The 14,285-nt window shown below is 36.0% G+C and carries 16 protein-coding genes and 1 rRNA gene; 4 read left to right on the forward strand and 13 right to left on the reverse strand.

Annotated features, from left to right (window positions below):
• Positions 1-8: 8 nt before the first annotated feature.
• The 6 genes from def to glmM form a co-directional block, all read right to left on the reverse strand.
• Positions 9-533 carry a peptide deformylase gene (def, locus tag SAUT_RS10705; protein ID WP_013327911.1) on the reverse strand — a complete coding sequence of 175 codons (525 nt, stop codon included), beginning with the start codon at positions 531-533 and terminating at the stop codon, positions 9-11.
• Positions 534-555: 22 nt separating this feature from the next.
• Positions 556-1,602 (reverse strand): GGDEF domain-containing protein, encoded by a 1,047-nt coding sequence (locus SAUT_RS10710; protein WP_013327912.1) that lies wholly within the window; start codon positions 1,600-1,602, stop codon positions 556-558.
• A 9-nt stretch (positions 1,603-1,611) separates the two neighbouring features.
• Positions 1,612-2,202 carry an ATP-dependent Clp endopeptidase proteolytic subunit ClpP gene (clpP, locus tag SAUT_RS10715; RefSeq protein WP_013327913.1) on the reverse strand — a complete coding sequence of 197 codons (591 nt, stop codon included), beginning with the start codon at positions 2,200-2,202 and terminating at the stop codon, positions 1,612-1,614.
• Positions 2,203-2,205: 3 nt separating this feature from the next.
• Positions 2,206-3,504: a trigger factor gene (gene tig, locus SAUT_RS10720; RefSeq protein WP_013327914.1), complete on the reverse strand. Its 1,299-nt coding sequence runs from the start codon at positions 3,502-3,504 to the stop codon at positions 2,206-2,208.
• 83 nt (positions 3,505-3,587) lie between these two features.
• Positions 3,588-4,031, reverse strand: a complete 444-nt coding sequence (gene lspA / locus SAUT_RS10725; protein WP_041675570.1) for a signal peptidase II — start codon at positions 4,029-4,031, stop codon at positions 3,588-3,590.
• Between the two features lie 7 nt (positions 4,032-4,038).
• Complete coding sequence (gene glmM / locus SAUT_RS10730; RefSeq protein ID WP_013327916.1) at positions 4,039-5,379, reverse strand: phosphoglucosamine mutase; 1,341 nt, start codon at positions 5,377-5,379, stop codon at positions 4,039-4,041.
• Between the two features lie 221 nt (positions 5,380-5,600).
• Between glmM and rpsT the strand changes: the two genes are divergently transcribed.
• Together rpsT and prfA are read left to right on the forward strand one after the other, a co-directional pair.
• Positions 5,601-5,861 carry a 30S ribosomal protein S20 gene (gene rpsT, locus SAUT_RS10735; protein WP_013327917.1) on the forward strand — a complete coding sequence of 87 codons (261 nt, stop codon included), beginning with the start codon at positions 5,601-5,603 and terminating at the stop codon, positions 5,859-5,861.
• 12 nt (positions 5,862-5,873) lie between these two features.
• A complete protein-coding gene (prfA, locus tag SAUT_RS10740) occupies positions 5,874-6,941 on the forward strand; it encodes a peptide chain release factor 1 (protein WP_013327918.1) in 1,068 nt (355 codons plus the stop codon).
• A gap of 143 nt (positions 6,942-7,084) precedes the next feature.
• On the opposite strand, the gene dapF is transcribed toward prfA, so the two are convergent.
• The 3 genes from dapF to SAUT_RS10755 are packed head-to-tail and all read right to left on the reverse strand — an operon-like array spanning position 7,085 to position 8,987.
• A complete protein-coding gene (gene dapF, locus SAUT_RS10745; protein ID WP_013327919.1) occupies positions 7,085-7,843 on the reverse strand; it encodes a diaminopimelate epimerase in 759 nt (252 codons plus the stop codon).
• Complete coding sequence (coaE, locus tag SAUT_RS10750; RefSeq protein WP_013327920.1) at positions 7,840-8,436, reverse strand: dephospho-CoA kinase; 597 nt, start codon at positions 8,434-8,436, stop codon at positions 7,840-7,842. The genes dapF and coaE overlap by 4 nt, the downstream gene beginning before the upstream one ends.
• Positions 8,436-8,987, reverse strand: coding sequence for a spermine/spermidine synthase domain-containing protein (locus tag SAUT_RS10755; RefSeq protein WP_013327921.1), 552 nt, complete (start codon positions 8,985-8,987; stop codon positions 8,436-8,438). The genes coaE and SAUT_RS10755 overlap by 1 nt, the downstream gene beginning before the upstream one ends.
• Before the next feature lie 106 nt (positions 8,988-9,093).
• On the opposite strand from SAUT_RS10755, the gene SAUT_RS10760 reads away from it, so the two are divergent.
• The gene (locus tag SAUT_RS10760; protein ID WP_013327922.1) at positions 9,094-9,294 is read left to right on the forward strand and encodes a YgaP family membrane protein; all 201 of its coding nucleotides are present in this window, start codon (positions 9,094-9,096) and stop codon (positions 9,292-9,294) included.
• Positions 9,294-10,289 (forward strand): phosphoribosylformylglycinamidine cyclo-ligase, encoded by a 996-nt coding sequence (gene purM, locus SAUT_RS10765; protein WP_013327923.1) that lies wholly within the window; start codon positions 9,294-9,296, stop codon positions 10,287-10,289. The genes SAUT_RS10760 and purM overlap by 1 nt, the downstream gene beginning before the upstream one ends.
• Before the next feature lie 93 nt (positions 10,290-10,382).
• Here the strand turns inward: purM and SAUT_RS10770 are convergent, their stop codons facing one another.
• From SAUT_RS10770 to rrf, 4 genes are all read right to left on the reverse strand, one after another.
• Entirely contained in the window at positions 10,383-11,237 is an 855-nt protein-coding gene (locus tag SAUT_RS10770; protein WP_013327924.1) for a hypothetical protein, read from the reverse strand.
• On the reverse strand, positions 11,234-12,226 hold the full coding sequence (locus tag SAUT_RS10775) for a hypothetical protein (RefSeq protein WP_013327925.1): 993 nt from the start codon (positions 12,224-12,226) through the stop codon (positions 11,234-11,236). Before SAUT_RS10775 ends, SAUT_RS10770 begins: the two co-directional genes overlap by 4 nt.
• A 191-nt stretch (positions 12,227-12,417) precedes the next feature.
• A complete protein-coding gene (locus SAUT_RS10780; protein ID WP_013327926.1) occupies positions 12,418-13,638 on the reverse strand; it encodes an OmpP1/FadL family transporter in 1,221 nt (406 codons plus the stop codon).
• Positions 13,639-14,058: 420 nt separating this feature from the next.
• A 5S ribosomal RNA gene (gene rrf, locus SAUT_RS10785) occupies positions 14,059-14,174 on the reverse strand.
• Positions 14,175-14,285 lie beyond the last annotated feature (111 nt).

Here is a 14,285-nt window from a genome sequence, read left to right on the forward strand (position 1 = left end):
TTGTCATATTATTTAGCGTGCTTCTTCTCTTTTTGCATTCTTTTATACTCTTTTTCAAACTTCTTACGACGAGCATAGGAGAGTTTATCTATAAAAAGTATCCCCTCTAAATGATCCATTTCATGCTGGATTGCTATAGCTAAAAGCCCATCTGCATCTAGTGTTTTCGTATTGCCATATCTGTCTTGATAGTTTATAACAACATTATCATAACGTTTGATATCTTCATAAAATTGAGGAACACTCAAACATCCCTCTTGGTAAGTTGTCTCACCGCTTTTATGTGTCATTACCGGATTGATTATTTCAAGCAAGTTTTCAGGAGGCTGCTCACCGTCTTCATCCGGGACATTTAAAATAAGTGCCCGAATTGGATACGCAACCTGAATTGCGGCGAGTCCTATACCGTTTGTATTTATCATTAATGGATTCATCGCATCTAAAAGTTTATGTAAAGAGGCATCAAATTCTTTGACTTCACAAGATTTTTTTCTTAATGTTTTATCCGGGTATTCAACTATATTTAACTTCATATTCTAAAAATATTTCCTGTTCTTATGATCTTAATGAAACGGCATAATTCATACTTTTTTGCTCATAAGCTTTTTGTATGCCGTCCATTGCGCTTACCACTATCTCTTCAACGGAATGTTCAGAATCTATATTTGTCACACCGATAGAAATTTTCAACTGAATCTCTCTGTCTGCCAAAAAGAAGTTAGAGTTTGAGACCAAATCACATAATCTTTCACTTGCTTTTTTAGCACTCTCTATATCTGTATGCTTTAGCAGCATTGCAAAAACACCGTTTCCATAATGAGCAACTATATCGCTTCGTCTTGACGTTTTTAAAAGAAGTCTGGCGATTGTTCTTGTCATCAGCAAAATCGCTTTATCATTATTTACACTTTTTTTAAGCTCACGGGAAAGTTCTATCATAATAAGCGAACTCTTATGATTAAACTCTTTAATAAGCCCAATTTCCTGCTCAATTTTGGTGAGCAGATAGCGTTTATTGTAAACACCGAATTTATTGTCAAATATAGTCTCATTCTCAACACTTTTAACAATCTTGGCAGTGTCGTCATAGATAGTTTTCATTTGAGAACTTTGTGTTTTCAGAATTGAATTAAGCTTGGAAACATCCCCTTCTAAAATATCAATAACATTCAATGTTGCTTTGACTTCTGGTGTACTCTCAAGCTCTTTTTTTCTTTTTTCTAAAATTTTTGTCATCAAAGACATGTTTTTATAAAGGTTAGCAGTAACGGTGAGTATACTTTTTATTGAAGTGAAACCCTGTTTAAGGTTTTGTTCTAAAAGAATAGTGCTTTCATCATCATTATTCTCTTCAAGTTCTAAAATTGAATGGATCTGTTTACGAAGATTTTCACTCTTATCTTCTAGTAATCTGTCAAAATAGAGTGAAAAGTTGTTTGGAGTAGGCGGTAAATTATCTGCAATGAGTGCATTTAAAACCTCTTTTGCATAAATTTCAATATCGCTAGAAGAACTGTCAATATCCAAACTTTTTATAGCCGGTGATTTTCCATTAGATCCCTCAAGACTTTTTTTTGCTCTCGTTTTCATAACACCTGCCATACTAACTCCTTACTCTTTGTCGTTTTTTACTAAAACTTCATCAATCATACCATAATCTTTTGCCTCTGCGGCACTCATAAAGTTATCACGGTCTGTATCTGCTTCGATTGTTTTAATGTTTTGTCCGGTATTTTTAGCCAATATTCCATTGAGTTCTTTTTTCATACGGAGAATTTCTTCTGCCTGAATTGCAATATCCGTTGCCTGACCCTGAGCACCACCCAAAGGTTGGTGAATCATAATTCTTGCATGAGGAAGAGCATAGCGCTTTCCTTTTTCACCACAAGAGAGTAAAAAAGCTCCCATTGATGCGGCTTGTCCTATACAAATAGTAGCCACATGTGGACGAATATAGTTCATCGTATCAAAAATAGCCAGTCCTGCAGTTACAACTCCACCTGGAGAGTTGATATAAAAATAGATATCTTTTTCAGGGTCTTCTGCTTCAAGGAATAAAAACTGCGCAACAATAGTTGAAGCAACAGCGTCATTTACTTCTCCGCTGAGCATAACGATTCTGTCTTTTAAAAGACGAGAATAGATATCGTAAGAACGCTCACCGCGTCCTGTTTTTTCAACTACATAAGGAATGTAACTCATGGCTTACGCTTCTACTTTTTCATTTAAAAGTGTTGTTAAAACTTTGTCTTCTACCATTGACATTTGGATAGCAGGAAGGTATCCGGCATCTTTATAATGCTCATATGCTTTTTGAGGATCTTGACCTGTTTGCATTGCTTCAAAGTAGATAGTCTGCATAACTTCTTGTTCTTCAACTTTTACACCAAGTTCTTGTGCTAATGCATCTATGATAAATGTAGCTTTTACACTTTTCATTGCATCATCACGGAAACTTTCACGAAGCTCTTCTAATTTTTCAGGATTTTCACGAAGTTCTTTAATTTCATCTTCACTCATTTGAGATGCTTTTTTATTGACCGCCATATCAATCTCTTGATCTACAACAAATTCCGGTAAATCAAAATCAATTTTTTCAACTAATATCTCTAAAAGTTTCGGCTTTAACTCTTCATTGTAAAGCTTTGTAAGTTTTTCCTGCTCAAGCGCTTTTTTAACTTCTTCTTTTAGCTTATCAAGTGTTGCATCTTCTTCACCAGGAAGCAGTTTTTTTGCAAGTTCATCGTCTATAACAACATCGTCTTTCACTTTAACGCCGTTGACTTTTACTTTAAACTCTGCATCTTTTCCGGCCAATGTATCTGAACCATAATTCTCTGGGAAAGTTACATTAATAGTCACTTCTTCGTCTCTTTTTACACCGATGAGCTGATCTTCAAATCCCGGAATAAATTGACCTGAACCAAGTTTAAGTTCAAAATTCTCAGCAGCACCGCCTTCAAAAGCTTCTCCACCTATAAAACCTTCAAAATCAATAACAGCAGTATCACCCTCTTTCATTTTGCGGTTGCGTTTGATGTCAACTAAAGGTGCCTGATTTTCAGCTATCTCTTTAATTCTTTCTTCAACTTCTTTGTCCGTTACTTCAGGCTTTTTAAAATCAGGAACTAAAGATTTAACATCAGCCAAATCAATTTGAGGACGCATAGCAACTTTAATAGCCACTTCGATTTTATCATCACTCTTGTCAAATTTAGAAATAGTCGGCTCACCAATCAAAGATGCATTGTCAATACTCAATTCTTCTAAACCTTTTGCAAGAACCTCACGAAGTGCTTCAGCTTCAGCATCTTCAACAAGTTTTTCACCATATTGCTTTTTGATGATAGCAACAGGAACTTTTCCTTTACGGAAACCTTGAACATTAGCAGTTTTAGAAAGTTGTTTCGCAATTTTTTCTATATTTGCATTTACCTCATCTATAGAGATTGTAGCTTCAATTTGAGCATTTGCACCATTAATTTTGTTTGATTTGATTTCCATCAATTTCCTTTTATTTGTATTATTAGTATAATATTCATACTATTATTTTATATAATCATACCAAAAATGTGCTTTTTTTGCGATTAATTTTTGCATAAATTTGGTTTGAAATTTAAAATAAGTATCCATAAAACAGCAAAATCTATCATCACATCGGCAAAATTAAAAACAGCAAAGTCAAATCCGCAGTGCCAATAAACCATATCTACAACACCGTCATGAATAAATCTGTCATAAATATTTGAAAAAGCACCCCCAAGAAGTATCCCACCGGGCAGGGCATAACATATTTTTTTGAGATACAATATATAGGCAAAAACACCACTCACAAGCAGAAGTTGAATATATTTTAAATACTCGTCTAAAAAAGCAAACATTGAAAAGGCTACACCTTTGTTGTAGACAAGTATCAAATCAATACAATCCGTATAATAACGGAAACCTTCAACAAATAAAGCCTTAATATTTTGATCGATTATAAACACGCCTGCCAAACTAAAAAGTAAAATGGCAGACAAGCGCAACATTTTATTATTATTCATTTAAAGCTGTCGTAAAAAAGTCTACTATTTCATCCATTTTTTCATTCATAATCTCTCGCTCTTTACACTCTAAAAGAACTCTCAATTTGTTCTCTGTACCTGAGTAGCGAATCAAATGACGTATGCCCTCATCCTCTAAAGCATGAAGCTTTTCATCCAGTGAAGCGATTTCACTCAAAGGCTTTTTTGTCTTTACATGTAAGTTCACCAGCTTCTGCGGATACAAAGGGAATGGACGTAAAAGCTCTGATGCCGCTTTTTTCTTATCAATAAGCAGCGCAAGCACTTGAAGTGCAGCCACAAGCCCGTCACCCGTTTTTGCATAATCATTTATAATAATATGCCCGCTCTGCTCGCCGCCAAAGTTAATATCCTGCTTTTTCATAATCTCCAAAACATGTTTATCACCGACATCTGAACGATAGAGTTTCAATTCATGCTCTTGCATATAGTCTTCAAGCCCCTGATTGCTCATAACAGTTGCAACAATACCCTCGCCTTTAAGTTTGTTCTGTTCGTGCAGATGCACGCCAAGTGCACCCAAAAGCTGGTCGCCGTCTACAACTTCACCTTTTTCATCCACAACAACAAGTCTGTCGGCATCACCGTCAAGTCCTATGCCCAAATCAGCTCTATACTTTACAACACAATTACATAAATCTTTTGTATGCAAGGCCCCGCAGTCTTCATTAATATTAAAACCGTTTGGTTTGTCATGCAGCACAATCACCTCAGCACCCAGCTCTTCTAAAACCGTCGGACCAACCTTATAAGCTGCACCGTTTGCCGTATCAAGCACTATACGTATTCCTTGTAGTGTCATATGTACGGGGAAAGAGTTTTTCAGCTGTACTATATAGCGCCCTATAACATCATCAATGCGTTTTGCTTTCCCTATTGCCTTGCCTGTAACCTGGGATTTATTGAGCAGTGCATCATCAAAATATATATTTTCGATCTCTTGCTCAATTCCAGAAGAAAATTTATCTCCTCGTCCATTAAAGAACTTTATACCGTTATCTTCATAAGAGTTATGCGAAGCCGAAATCATAATTCCCGCATCACAACGCATATTTTCCGTTATGTAAGCAATAGCAGGCGTAGGCATAGGACCAACTTCAATAACATCATACCCGACAGCCGTCAAACCACTCACAATGGCATTTTCTATCATATAACCGCTGCGCCGTGTATCTTTTCCAACCAATATTCTATTCGTCACAGCAGAAGATTTTAGATAAATCCCCGCAGCCATAGCCACCTTCATAGCAACCGAAGCACTTAAAAAAGAACCCGCCTCACCTCTCACACCATCAGTACCAAATAGTTTCATATTCACTCCACCCATATTTTATAAAATATCTTCATTTTATTATAGTAGTTTACACAAAGGATTAAAAAAAGAGACTCAGACCAAAGGGAGGATTCGCTCTCTTTTTTTCAGCCTTTTTGTAAACGGTTGTCTTAATTTGAGCCATTTTACCACCCTTTAACTTAATTTTAATTATTTTTAAGGTAATATTTCGCACTTAAATTCCAAAAAGGACTCATTAAATGGCAAATCACAAGTCATCAATTAAGAGAATTCGCCAGACACTCGTTCGTACTGAACGTAATCGTTTCTATAGAACTCGTCTTAAAAATATCGTAAAAACAGTTAGTTCAGCAGTTGAAGCTGGAAACAAAGAAGAAGCACAGGCAGCATTTAAAGTTGCAAACCAACAAATTCATAAATTTGTAAGCAAAGGTATCTTAAAAAAAGAAACTGCTGCTAGAAAAGTAAGTCGTCTACACAAAACTGTAAACGCAATATAAGGTAAGCTACAAATGCTAGCAGATAAACTTACACCGTTTATCAACCGCTATAACGAACTTAGCGAAATGCTAAGTTCACCTGACATAACCTCTGACATCAAACGAATGACAGAACTCTCAAAAGAACAATCTTCACTTTTACCTATCGTTGAAAAAACAAAAGAATACAAAGCACTCATAGAAGAAATCAGTGATTCAAAAGAGATGCTTTCAGACCCGGAAATGGGCGATATGGCAAAAGAAGAGCTTAAAGAACTAGAACCACAGGTACCCCTCATAGAAGAAGAGATAAAAATGCTTCTCCTGCCAAAAGACCCTAACGATGATAGAAATATCATCGTAGAACTTCGAGCAGGTGCCGGTGGCGATGAAGCAGCCATCTTTGTTGGAGACTTGTTTGATGCTTATACGCGTTATGCTGATTTAAAAGGGTGGAAAATAGAACTCATGAGCAGTTCACCATCTGATGCAGGCGGATATAAAGAGGTTGTAGCACTTATAAAGGGTGAACAGGTTTATTCACGGTTGAAATACGAAGGCGGAACACACCGTGTTCAGCGTGTACCACAAACAGAAAGTCAAGGACGCGTACATACCTCGGCTATTACCGTAGCCGTTATGCCTGAAGTAGATGATGTCGAAATTGAAATTAATGAAAATGATTTAAAGATTGATGTTATGCGTTCATCAGGATGCGGCGGGCAGTCTGTCAACACTACCGATTCGGCTGTTCGTATTACTCACCTGCCATCAGGGCTCGTTGTAACCAATCAAGATCAAAAATCACAGCATAAAAACAGAGAAAAAGCAATGAAGGTTTTAAAAGCAAGATTGTATGACCTTCAAATGCAAGAAGCCCAGGCCGAAGATGCTGCACAGCGTGCCGCACAAGTAGGTACCGGTGACAGAAGTGGAAGAATTAGAACGTATAATTATCCACAAAACCGTATCAGTGATCATAGAATCAACTTAACGCTTTACCGCTTAAATGAAATTATGAGCGGCGGTCTGCTCGATGAAATCATTGAACCGCTCATCGCTGATCATCAAGCCAAAATTGTAGAAGCAGCAGGACTGTAAAACGTCTTTACATGTAAAGCTTTAACGCTTTTTTGCTCTTCGGAAGCAAGGTTTTAACCTTACCTTTGAGGCTTAAAAGTTGCACAGCCCAGACTAAAGTCTGGGTTCCGATAACTTCATAAGCTTACATGTAACCAAACAACCTAAACGTCCCACTCCGTCTCAAAAGTCTTCTTCACACGCCCTTTAAAAGTAATGGTTTTTCCATTATAGCCCAAATAAAGCGTATCACCGCTTGTCGGATAAACTTCTATATTATTTTGCACATTTCCCTCTTTATAAGCTCTGTAAAAACAAGCAGCCATTCCCGTGCCGCAGGCTAATGTCTCGTCCTCTACTCCGCGCTCATAAGTACGAACTCTTAAATTACCGTCTTCTATATACATAATATTTACATTTGCGTTATAAACATAACGAAGCTCACGTGCCTCCTCTGTATCAAACTCTTTTATATTGTCGGTATATCGTACCAAATGTGGTACGCCTGTATTTATCAGCCACCAGTTATGCCCGTCAAATTCTATTTCGGTTTCAATAATTTCAGGAGGTGTCAATTCACTCTCCACCATGCCGCTTTTTGGAGTATTTTCTTCTACCTGTGCACCAATAACACCGGCTCCTGTCATAAAGTGCATCGTTGCCGGTGCTAAACCATTGTTGTAGGCATAATGCGCACAAGCACGGCTGCCATTACCGCACATATCTGCATGAGAGCCGTCAGAATTATAAAATTCCCATTCAAAGTCATACTCATCATTGGGTACAATTACTATAAGGCCGTCTGCACCTATACCATCCTGGCGATGACACAATGTTTTGGCGAGTTCGTAGCGTTCTTCTTTTTTATCATCGTGAAATATTACAAAGTCATTTCCATTTGCGCTGTATTTTGCTATTTTCATTTTTTGTATATCTCCTTTATTTTTTGTACGAACTGCTCTACTTCATTTTGAAGATGCTTCAAGTTCTTTGAGTTATCTATCACCCAAGTTGCTTTTTCTTTTTTCTCGTCAATCGGCATTTGAGAAGCAATCCGCTTGAGAGATTCCTCTTTTGTATATCCGTTACGCTTCATAAAACGTTCAAGCTGAATATCTGGCGGCGTATATACTACAACACTCTCTTTTATATCGTAATTTGAGTTTTCAAAAAAAAGCGGAATATCTATAAGATAAGGAAATTTAAAACTGTCCTGCTTTTCACTGCGCATTTGAATCTCAGCTTTTATTTTTGGATGCAAAAAGCTTTCTAATGTTTTTTTTGCCTCGGGATGTGAAAAAATATAACTGCCGAGTTTTGCACGGTCAACTTTTGTACCATTAATGTACTCTTGCCCGAATGTTTTCTCAACCCAGTCAACAGATGCATCAAGAATTTCATGCGAAATCGTGTCTGCATCAATCACCCGCATTCCGTTGAGCGCCAAAAGTGAAGCTACCGTACTTTTTCCAGTAGCAATACCCCCACTCAACGCAATAGCATACTCATAAGCCATTAGTTTTTAATAACGCCCAAATACTCTTTTCGTACATTATTTCCTGTAGCAAAAGCAGCAGGATGCACATCACAGTTATAATATTCCAGCCCGTCAAGCAGATCTGTTCTTTGTAGTATTATATCAGCTGTTGGATGATATGCTTTTGATGCCAAAAGTGCTGTTTCGCCGTTGCCTAGGTTATACGGCATAATTATTTTTGCATATTTGCCTAAAATCTGCATAATTCTTTTATTCTCCGAGACATCATCCAAAGAAGGATGCGTCGTTACCAAAAGTCCGTCATCTTTAAGAACGCGGTTAAAATGTGCCAAAACGGCAGCATCAGTTTCAAGTTCTGAAATGATTACATCATACTTGTCATCTGCAGCCTCGCGAAGCAAATTAATGTCGGCAGATAGTACATCACAACTGATATCATCATTTTTATATTTTTGTATCTCTGCCACAAATCCCGCTGAGTTTAAACTAATGATTAAAACATTGCTTGGCTCTTTGTGTGTACACAATGGTACATGCACCATCATCTCATTATATATAAAATCTTTCATATTTAAAATTCCTATTATTAATTAATAGCGATTTTAGCATATTTGGATTAATTTTACTTAATATTGCTATAATTACATAATATTTATAAAAACTTAAAGGTATAAAATGGATTATAACAAAATCAGGAAAGTATGCAGACCTATTCGTATAGTACTAGGACTTGTTCTTATCGCTATAGGTTTTATTACGAAGAACTATTGGTTCTATCTTGGAATACTCCCATTAATTGCGGGTTTAGCTAACTTCTGTCCACTTTGTATCATTACAAAAAAATGTGATTTACCACAAGATTCGGAGTCAAAATAATGAGTCAAATTTCTTACAAAGATGCAGGCGTAGATATAGACGCGGGAAATAGTTTTGTTGAAAACATCAAACCACTTGTAAAGAGTACAAAAATACCCGGTGTACTTGGCGGTATCGGTTCTTTTGCCGGTGCATTTGAACTTCCAAAAGGTTTCAATGAGCCTGTAATGCTTGCAGCAACTGACGGCGTCGGCACAAAGCTAAAACTCGCAATTGACAGCGGTATTCATAACACCGTAGGTATTGATTTGGTTGCAATGTGCGTAAATGATTTAATCTGTAATTTTGGAACACCGAGTTTCTTTCTTGATTATTATGCAACGGGAAAACTCGATGTAAATGTAGCGACAAATGTTGTTGCAGGAATAGCCGAGGGATGTAAACGCAGTGAATGTGCTCTTATCGGCGGAGAAACTGCTGAAATGCCGGGTATGTACAGCGAAGACGATTATGATTTAGCAGGTTTTGCCGTAGGTGTAGCTGAAAAATCACAGATGGACAGAGTAAGTTTGGTTCGTCCCGGGCATAAACTTATAGCTCTACCGAGTTCGGGTCTGCATTCAAATGGTTTTTCACTTGCCAGAAAAGTTCTTTTTGAAAAAATGGGTATGAAATTTGATGATGACTTCAATGGTCAACCTCTAATACAAGCACTGCTTGAACCGACAAATATTTACGTAAAAACATTTAAAGCACTTAAAAATGAAATAGTAGCAATGGCGCATATCACAGGCGGTGGAATAGTAGAAAATCTTCCTCGTGTACTGCCTGAAAACTTAATGGCAGAAGTAAAACGTGATGCTATTAGAGTGCTTCCTATATTTGAGCTTATGAGTGAGCATGTAGAACGTGATGAAATGTTTAGAGCATTCAATATGGGTGTAGGAATGATACTTGTAGTTGAAGAATCAGATGTTGAAAAAGTACTTGCAGAGACTGATGGTTATCTCATCGGAGAAATAAAAGAAGGCAAACGCGAAGCCAAACTAATCTAATATTCACAACCCAGACTTTTAACGCTAAAGCGTAACTTAGAAAAAAACTAAATTTTTTTCTGTAGTCTGGGCTAAAAGTCCGAAATATTACATCTACTTCTTAAGCGGTTTGCTCAACTCTTTCGTAATAGCACCAGGTACTGTTGCAATTCCCATAAAATCATTCATAGTTAAAAGAGGATAGCTGATAGCTATATAATATTTAGCATTTAAAGCCTTAGCTTTGCCATTTTCAATAGCAATTGTCCATGGAAGAATCGCTGCATTTGCACGTCCAACTTTTTTTACAAATTTTTTCGTACGTTTACCAAGATCATAACCAAGTAAAGTGCTATTGTCTGAAAGTTTCAAGTCAAAAACAAGGTATTTCCCTTTTTTGTATTTTTTCGCTTTAGCCAATAATTCTTTATTTGCAGCTTCACCTAAAACATCCGGCTCATTATAATAAGGCATACCAATCATAAAGTGAAATCCTGCAAGTTTTTCAAATTTCAATTTATCTTTTGAACCTTTTAGTCCTGGAAATACTTTGTTTATAGCATCAAGCTGTGCTGCAAATACATCATAATCAAAATCATCCTGCATAAATGCTTTTCCAAAATAAATAGGGTTGGTAAAGCTAATCATTTTTGCTTTGTCATCTACAAACACACGTAAAACTGCTGCATAAGCACGACCAGGTTTAGCACCTTGTGCTTTGAGTGCATCATTTGTAAATACAATTGTTGTCCCTTTTTTAATAGGTTTATATGTAGCAACAACACTAAAACCGGCAGCTGTTAGTTTCTCTTGAACGCTTTTAGCGTCCATATGAGCACCTACTAAATAAGTGCTAACTTCTTTTCCAACATAAGGATTGTTTGCTGCTGTAGGCTTTGAAGAAGCTCCAGCACATCCTGTAAATGCAAGTATTGCTACCGATGCAATAATTGTAAACAGTTTTCTCATAATTCTTTACCACCTAGTTTTTTCATTATAGAGATAATCTCATCATCAATTGTTTTAGTCCATTTAATTTTTGCAGGATCTTTAAATTCCATAACAGCACTCCAAACAGATAAGCGAGGCATTCCGACCATCATTTTGTTTGAACCTTTTTCTATGTAAAAATACATTGCACATGGAGCAAATATTCCTGCATCAGGACGACCCTTGTTAAAGACATTGTATGAAAATGTAAAGTGACATAGACCATATACGAAAAACTGGTCATATTTTTCAAATGGCATCTCCAAATCTTCTTCATATGTCTCTTTGAAGTTTTTAAAACCTGCTATGATGTAGTGTTTTGCTTCAAAAGCACCTTCAAATTCTTCTTGAAAAGCTTCAGCCCACTCTACAACATCACCACTTCTGTCAACTTCAAACTCAAAAGTCATCATAGGTTTTGCAGGAAGTTTTCCGCTGAAAGTTGTATCTAAAATTTTACCGCCAAACTCTTTTGTAACGTAAGCATCTAAAGGTTTGAACATATCTATATATGCTTTTCTAGAATCTGCATCTTTTACACCTGTAATGTCGAGCATAGTCTCAGGAGCAATATGACCTATATATGTTTTATCTTCAGATTTCTTTTTGTAAATTAACAGGTTAAATGGTTGAAAACCTGCAGCCTGAGGAGATTTTAACAGTATATCATGTAGTGCTTTGTCGTTACTGATAGAGAAAAAACCTAAATTATCAAGATTAGTTATCCATGCCTTATCATAATCCGGGTCTTGGGGATTACCATAACGCTTTTCATAAGCATCATTAATCTTTTCATGTGGATCTGAAAGAGAAAATCCTGTAGCATCTTCTAAAGGCGGAAGGAACTCTTTTTCATATTTGTCTTCCTGATCACCGTTGACTACATTAAAATATGCAGCAGGTGCGCCAAACATAGCGGTTGCAGCAATACTAAGAACTAAAGTAGTCTTAATTAATCTTTTTATCATTATATTTCCTTATATATATTATCATCACTATTATCAAAAAATAGTCACAACTGAACCCGTTAATTTTAGCATAATTTTGATGATTTATTTAATTTTTAATGTACTAAATCAAATATATCTGATAGCCATGTAAAAATAAAATGCCGCCAAGAGAAGGCGGCATTGAAAGAAAGGAGAATTTCTAGCTAATACTAGAAGTTATAGTTAAGTTGTAAACTAACACCTTGTTGAGAGTGTTTTGTAGTGATTTTTGCTCCAGCAAAGTTTGTATAAGTTTCAGTATTCTCAGCCGCATATGTATAGGCAACATCAACAGATGCTTTGTCACTTACATCATATGAACCACCGATTGCATAATGAGATTCAACTATACCAGGGAAACCAAGTAAATTAAATGTATTTACAACATTTGCACTTAAATTTGCAGAATTACCGCCAGTATACTTTTGCTCACTTATTGGACTAGATGCATAGTTATATCCTAAACGAACAGCCCAACCTTTAGTGTTATATTCATAACCTAAAGCAACAACATTTTGATCATCCCATTCAAAATCTTCATAACCTTTTGCATCAGACCATTTGATTTGTTTATAATCAATAGCTACAGTATGTTCACCTATTGCATAACTTGCACCAATACCTATTTCAGCAGGAGTAGAAAGTTTATCATTATTATATTTTCCAGTAGATGAAAATAAATCAACAGTTTTTGATAATACGCCATCATATTCCATATCAATTTTAGATTTATATATTGCACCGACCGTTAAACCTGATATTTCATATGATAAACCGATGTTATAGCCCAATTTTAAATCTTGTGCTACACCAGCACCTTTTGCTGGATTACCATATGCCGTTGGTCCTACATAGTTAATGTCTAATGAACCATATTGTAAAATTGGTGTAACAGCTACAGTAAATCCATCTGTTGTATATGCTAAAGGCACACCAAACTGCATTAGTTGAAGATTAGTTACCATATACATTTGTGCATTTGTAGGTGCTTTTCTGTAATCAACACCCATACCGCCTGTTCCCCACATACCTATACCAACGTAAAAATTATCATTAATTTTTGTTGCCAAAGAAACTTCCGGAATAACGTTTAAGTCAGCATCACTATCTGCGCTAGCACTAGCATCACCTATTGTTGATAAATCATTAGTATTTTTAACATCCGGCATAAAAATCGTGCCGCCAAAAGAAATTTCAGTGTTTTCAACAGAAGTAATTAAAGCAGGATTCACTAATGCAGATTCAGCACCATGACTCATACCGATTCCTGTTCCAGCCATACCACGTGCTTTAGCACCCATTCCTATTAAAGCTGCACCATTTGTTGCGAATGCAGAAGTTGCACCTAAAGCTAAAGCAGCTACTACTGCTAATTTAATTGTTTTTTTCATTTTCTCTCCTTAAGAGTATGTCAAAGTTTTGAGATAGACAAGCTATTTCGACTGAGAGTATTATATGTGATAAAAAATAAAGCGAAACTTAATGTAATGGTGGCTTATATTATAAAAACTTATATAAAATAAATAAAATAATGAGTAATATAATACTAATTAGATAATAATATTATATATACTTATAAAAAAAGAATAAAATAGGCAAATATCAATAAAATTGATAGAAATCATTAAAAAAGAGAAAATAAAGAAGAATATTAAATATGTGATAAAAATATAACAATGTGCATATTTGTAACATTTTTCTCACATAATCATCACAGATTTATATGGCGAAAATAATACAATAAGAATGTAAAAATAAAGTAAACGGATAAGATAAAGTAATTAGAGAGTAAAAATAAAAGAATCTGATCAACTAGGCAGCGACCTACATTTCCACACCTGAAAGGTGCAGTATTATCAGCGATGAGAGGCTTAGCTTCTGGGTTCGGAATGGGACCAGGCGTTTCCCTCTCTCTATAGCCACCTAGACAAGATCAGATATAAGGATAACGTTTATACTCCACTTACGCTTTAGCGACGGGAGTATCGGCATTTAGTGCCAGATATACTTATATCTAATCTCATAAAGATTAGTTGAG

Origin of the sequence: Sulfurimonas autotrophica DSM 16294 (assembly GCF_000147355.1) — a bacterium.
Lineage (GTDB): Bacteria > Campylobacterota > Campylobacteria > Campylobacterales > Sulfurimonadaceae > Sulfurimonas > Sulfurimonas autotrophica.

Excerpts from the sequence above, each read along its gene's own strand:
- SAUT_RS10775 (WP_013327925.1), bottom strand. The coding sequence starts at position 12,226 with ATGATAAAAAGATTAATTAAGACTACTTTAGTTCTTAGTATTGCTGCA.
- tig (WP_013327914.1), bottom strand. The coding sequence starts at position 3,504 with ATGGAAATCAAATCAAACAAAATTAATGGTGCAAATGCTCAAATTGAA.
- coaE (WP_013327920.1), bottom strand. The coding sequence starts at position 8,436 with ATGGCTTATGAGTATGCTATTGCGTTGAGTGGGGGTATTGCTACTGGA.
- dapF (WP_013327919.1), bottom strand. The coding sequence starts at position 7,843 with ATGAAAATAGCAAAATACAGCGCAAATGGAAATGACTTTGTAATATTT.
- def (WP_013327911.1), bottom strand. The coding sequence starts at position 533 with ATGAAGTTAAATATAGTTGAATACCCGGATAAAACATTAAGAAAAAAA.
- SAUT_RS10770 (WP_013327924.1), bottom strand. The coding sequence starts at position 11,237 with ATGAGAAAACTGTTTACAATTATTGCATCGGTAGCAATACTTGCATTT.
- glmM (WP_013327916.1), bottom strand. The coding sequence starts at position 5,379 with ATGAAACTATTTGGTACTGATGGTGTGAGAGGTGAGGCGGGTTCTTTT.
- SAUT_RS10760 (WP_013327922.1), top strand. The coding sequence starts at position 9,094 with ATGGATTATAACAAAATCAGGAAAGTATGCAGACCTATTCGTATAGTA.
- SAUT_RS10755 (WP_013327921.1), bottom strand. The coding sequence starts at position 8,987 with ATGAAAGATTTTATATATAATGAGATGATGGTGCATGTACCATTGTGT.
- SAUT_RS10780 (WP_013327926.1), bottom strand. The coding sequence starts at position 13,638 with ATGAAAAAAACAATTAAATTAGCAGTAGTAGCTGCTTTAGCTTTAGGT.
- lspA (WP_041675570.1), bottom strand. The coding sequence starts at position 4,031 with ATGTTGCGCTTGTCTGCCATTTTACTTTTTAGTTTGGCAGGCGTGTTT.
- clpP (WP_013327913.1), bottom strand. The coding sequence starts at position 2,202 with ATGAGTTACATTCCTTATGTAGTTGAAAAAACAGGACGCGGTGAGCGT.
- SAUT_RS10710 (WP_013327912.1), bottom strand. The coding sequence starts at position 1,602 with ATGGCAGGTGTTATGAAAACGAGAGCAAAAAAAAGTCTTGAGGGATCT.
- rpsT (WP_013327917.1), top strand. The coding sequence starts at position 5,601 with ATGGCAAATCACAAGTCATCAATTAAGAGAATTCGCCAGACACTCGTT.
- purM (WP_013327923.1), top strand. The coding sequence starts at position 9,294 with ATGAGTCAAATTTCTTACAAAGATGCAGGCGTAGATATAGACGCGGGA.
- prfA (WP_013327918.1), top strand. The coding sequence starts at position 5,874 with ATGCTAGCAGATAAACTTACACCGTTTATCAACCGCTATAACGAACTT.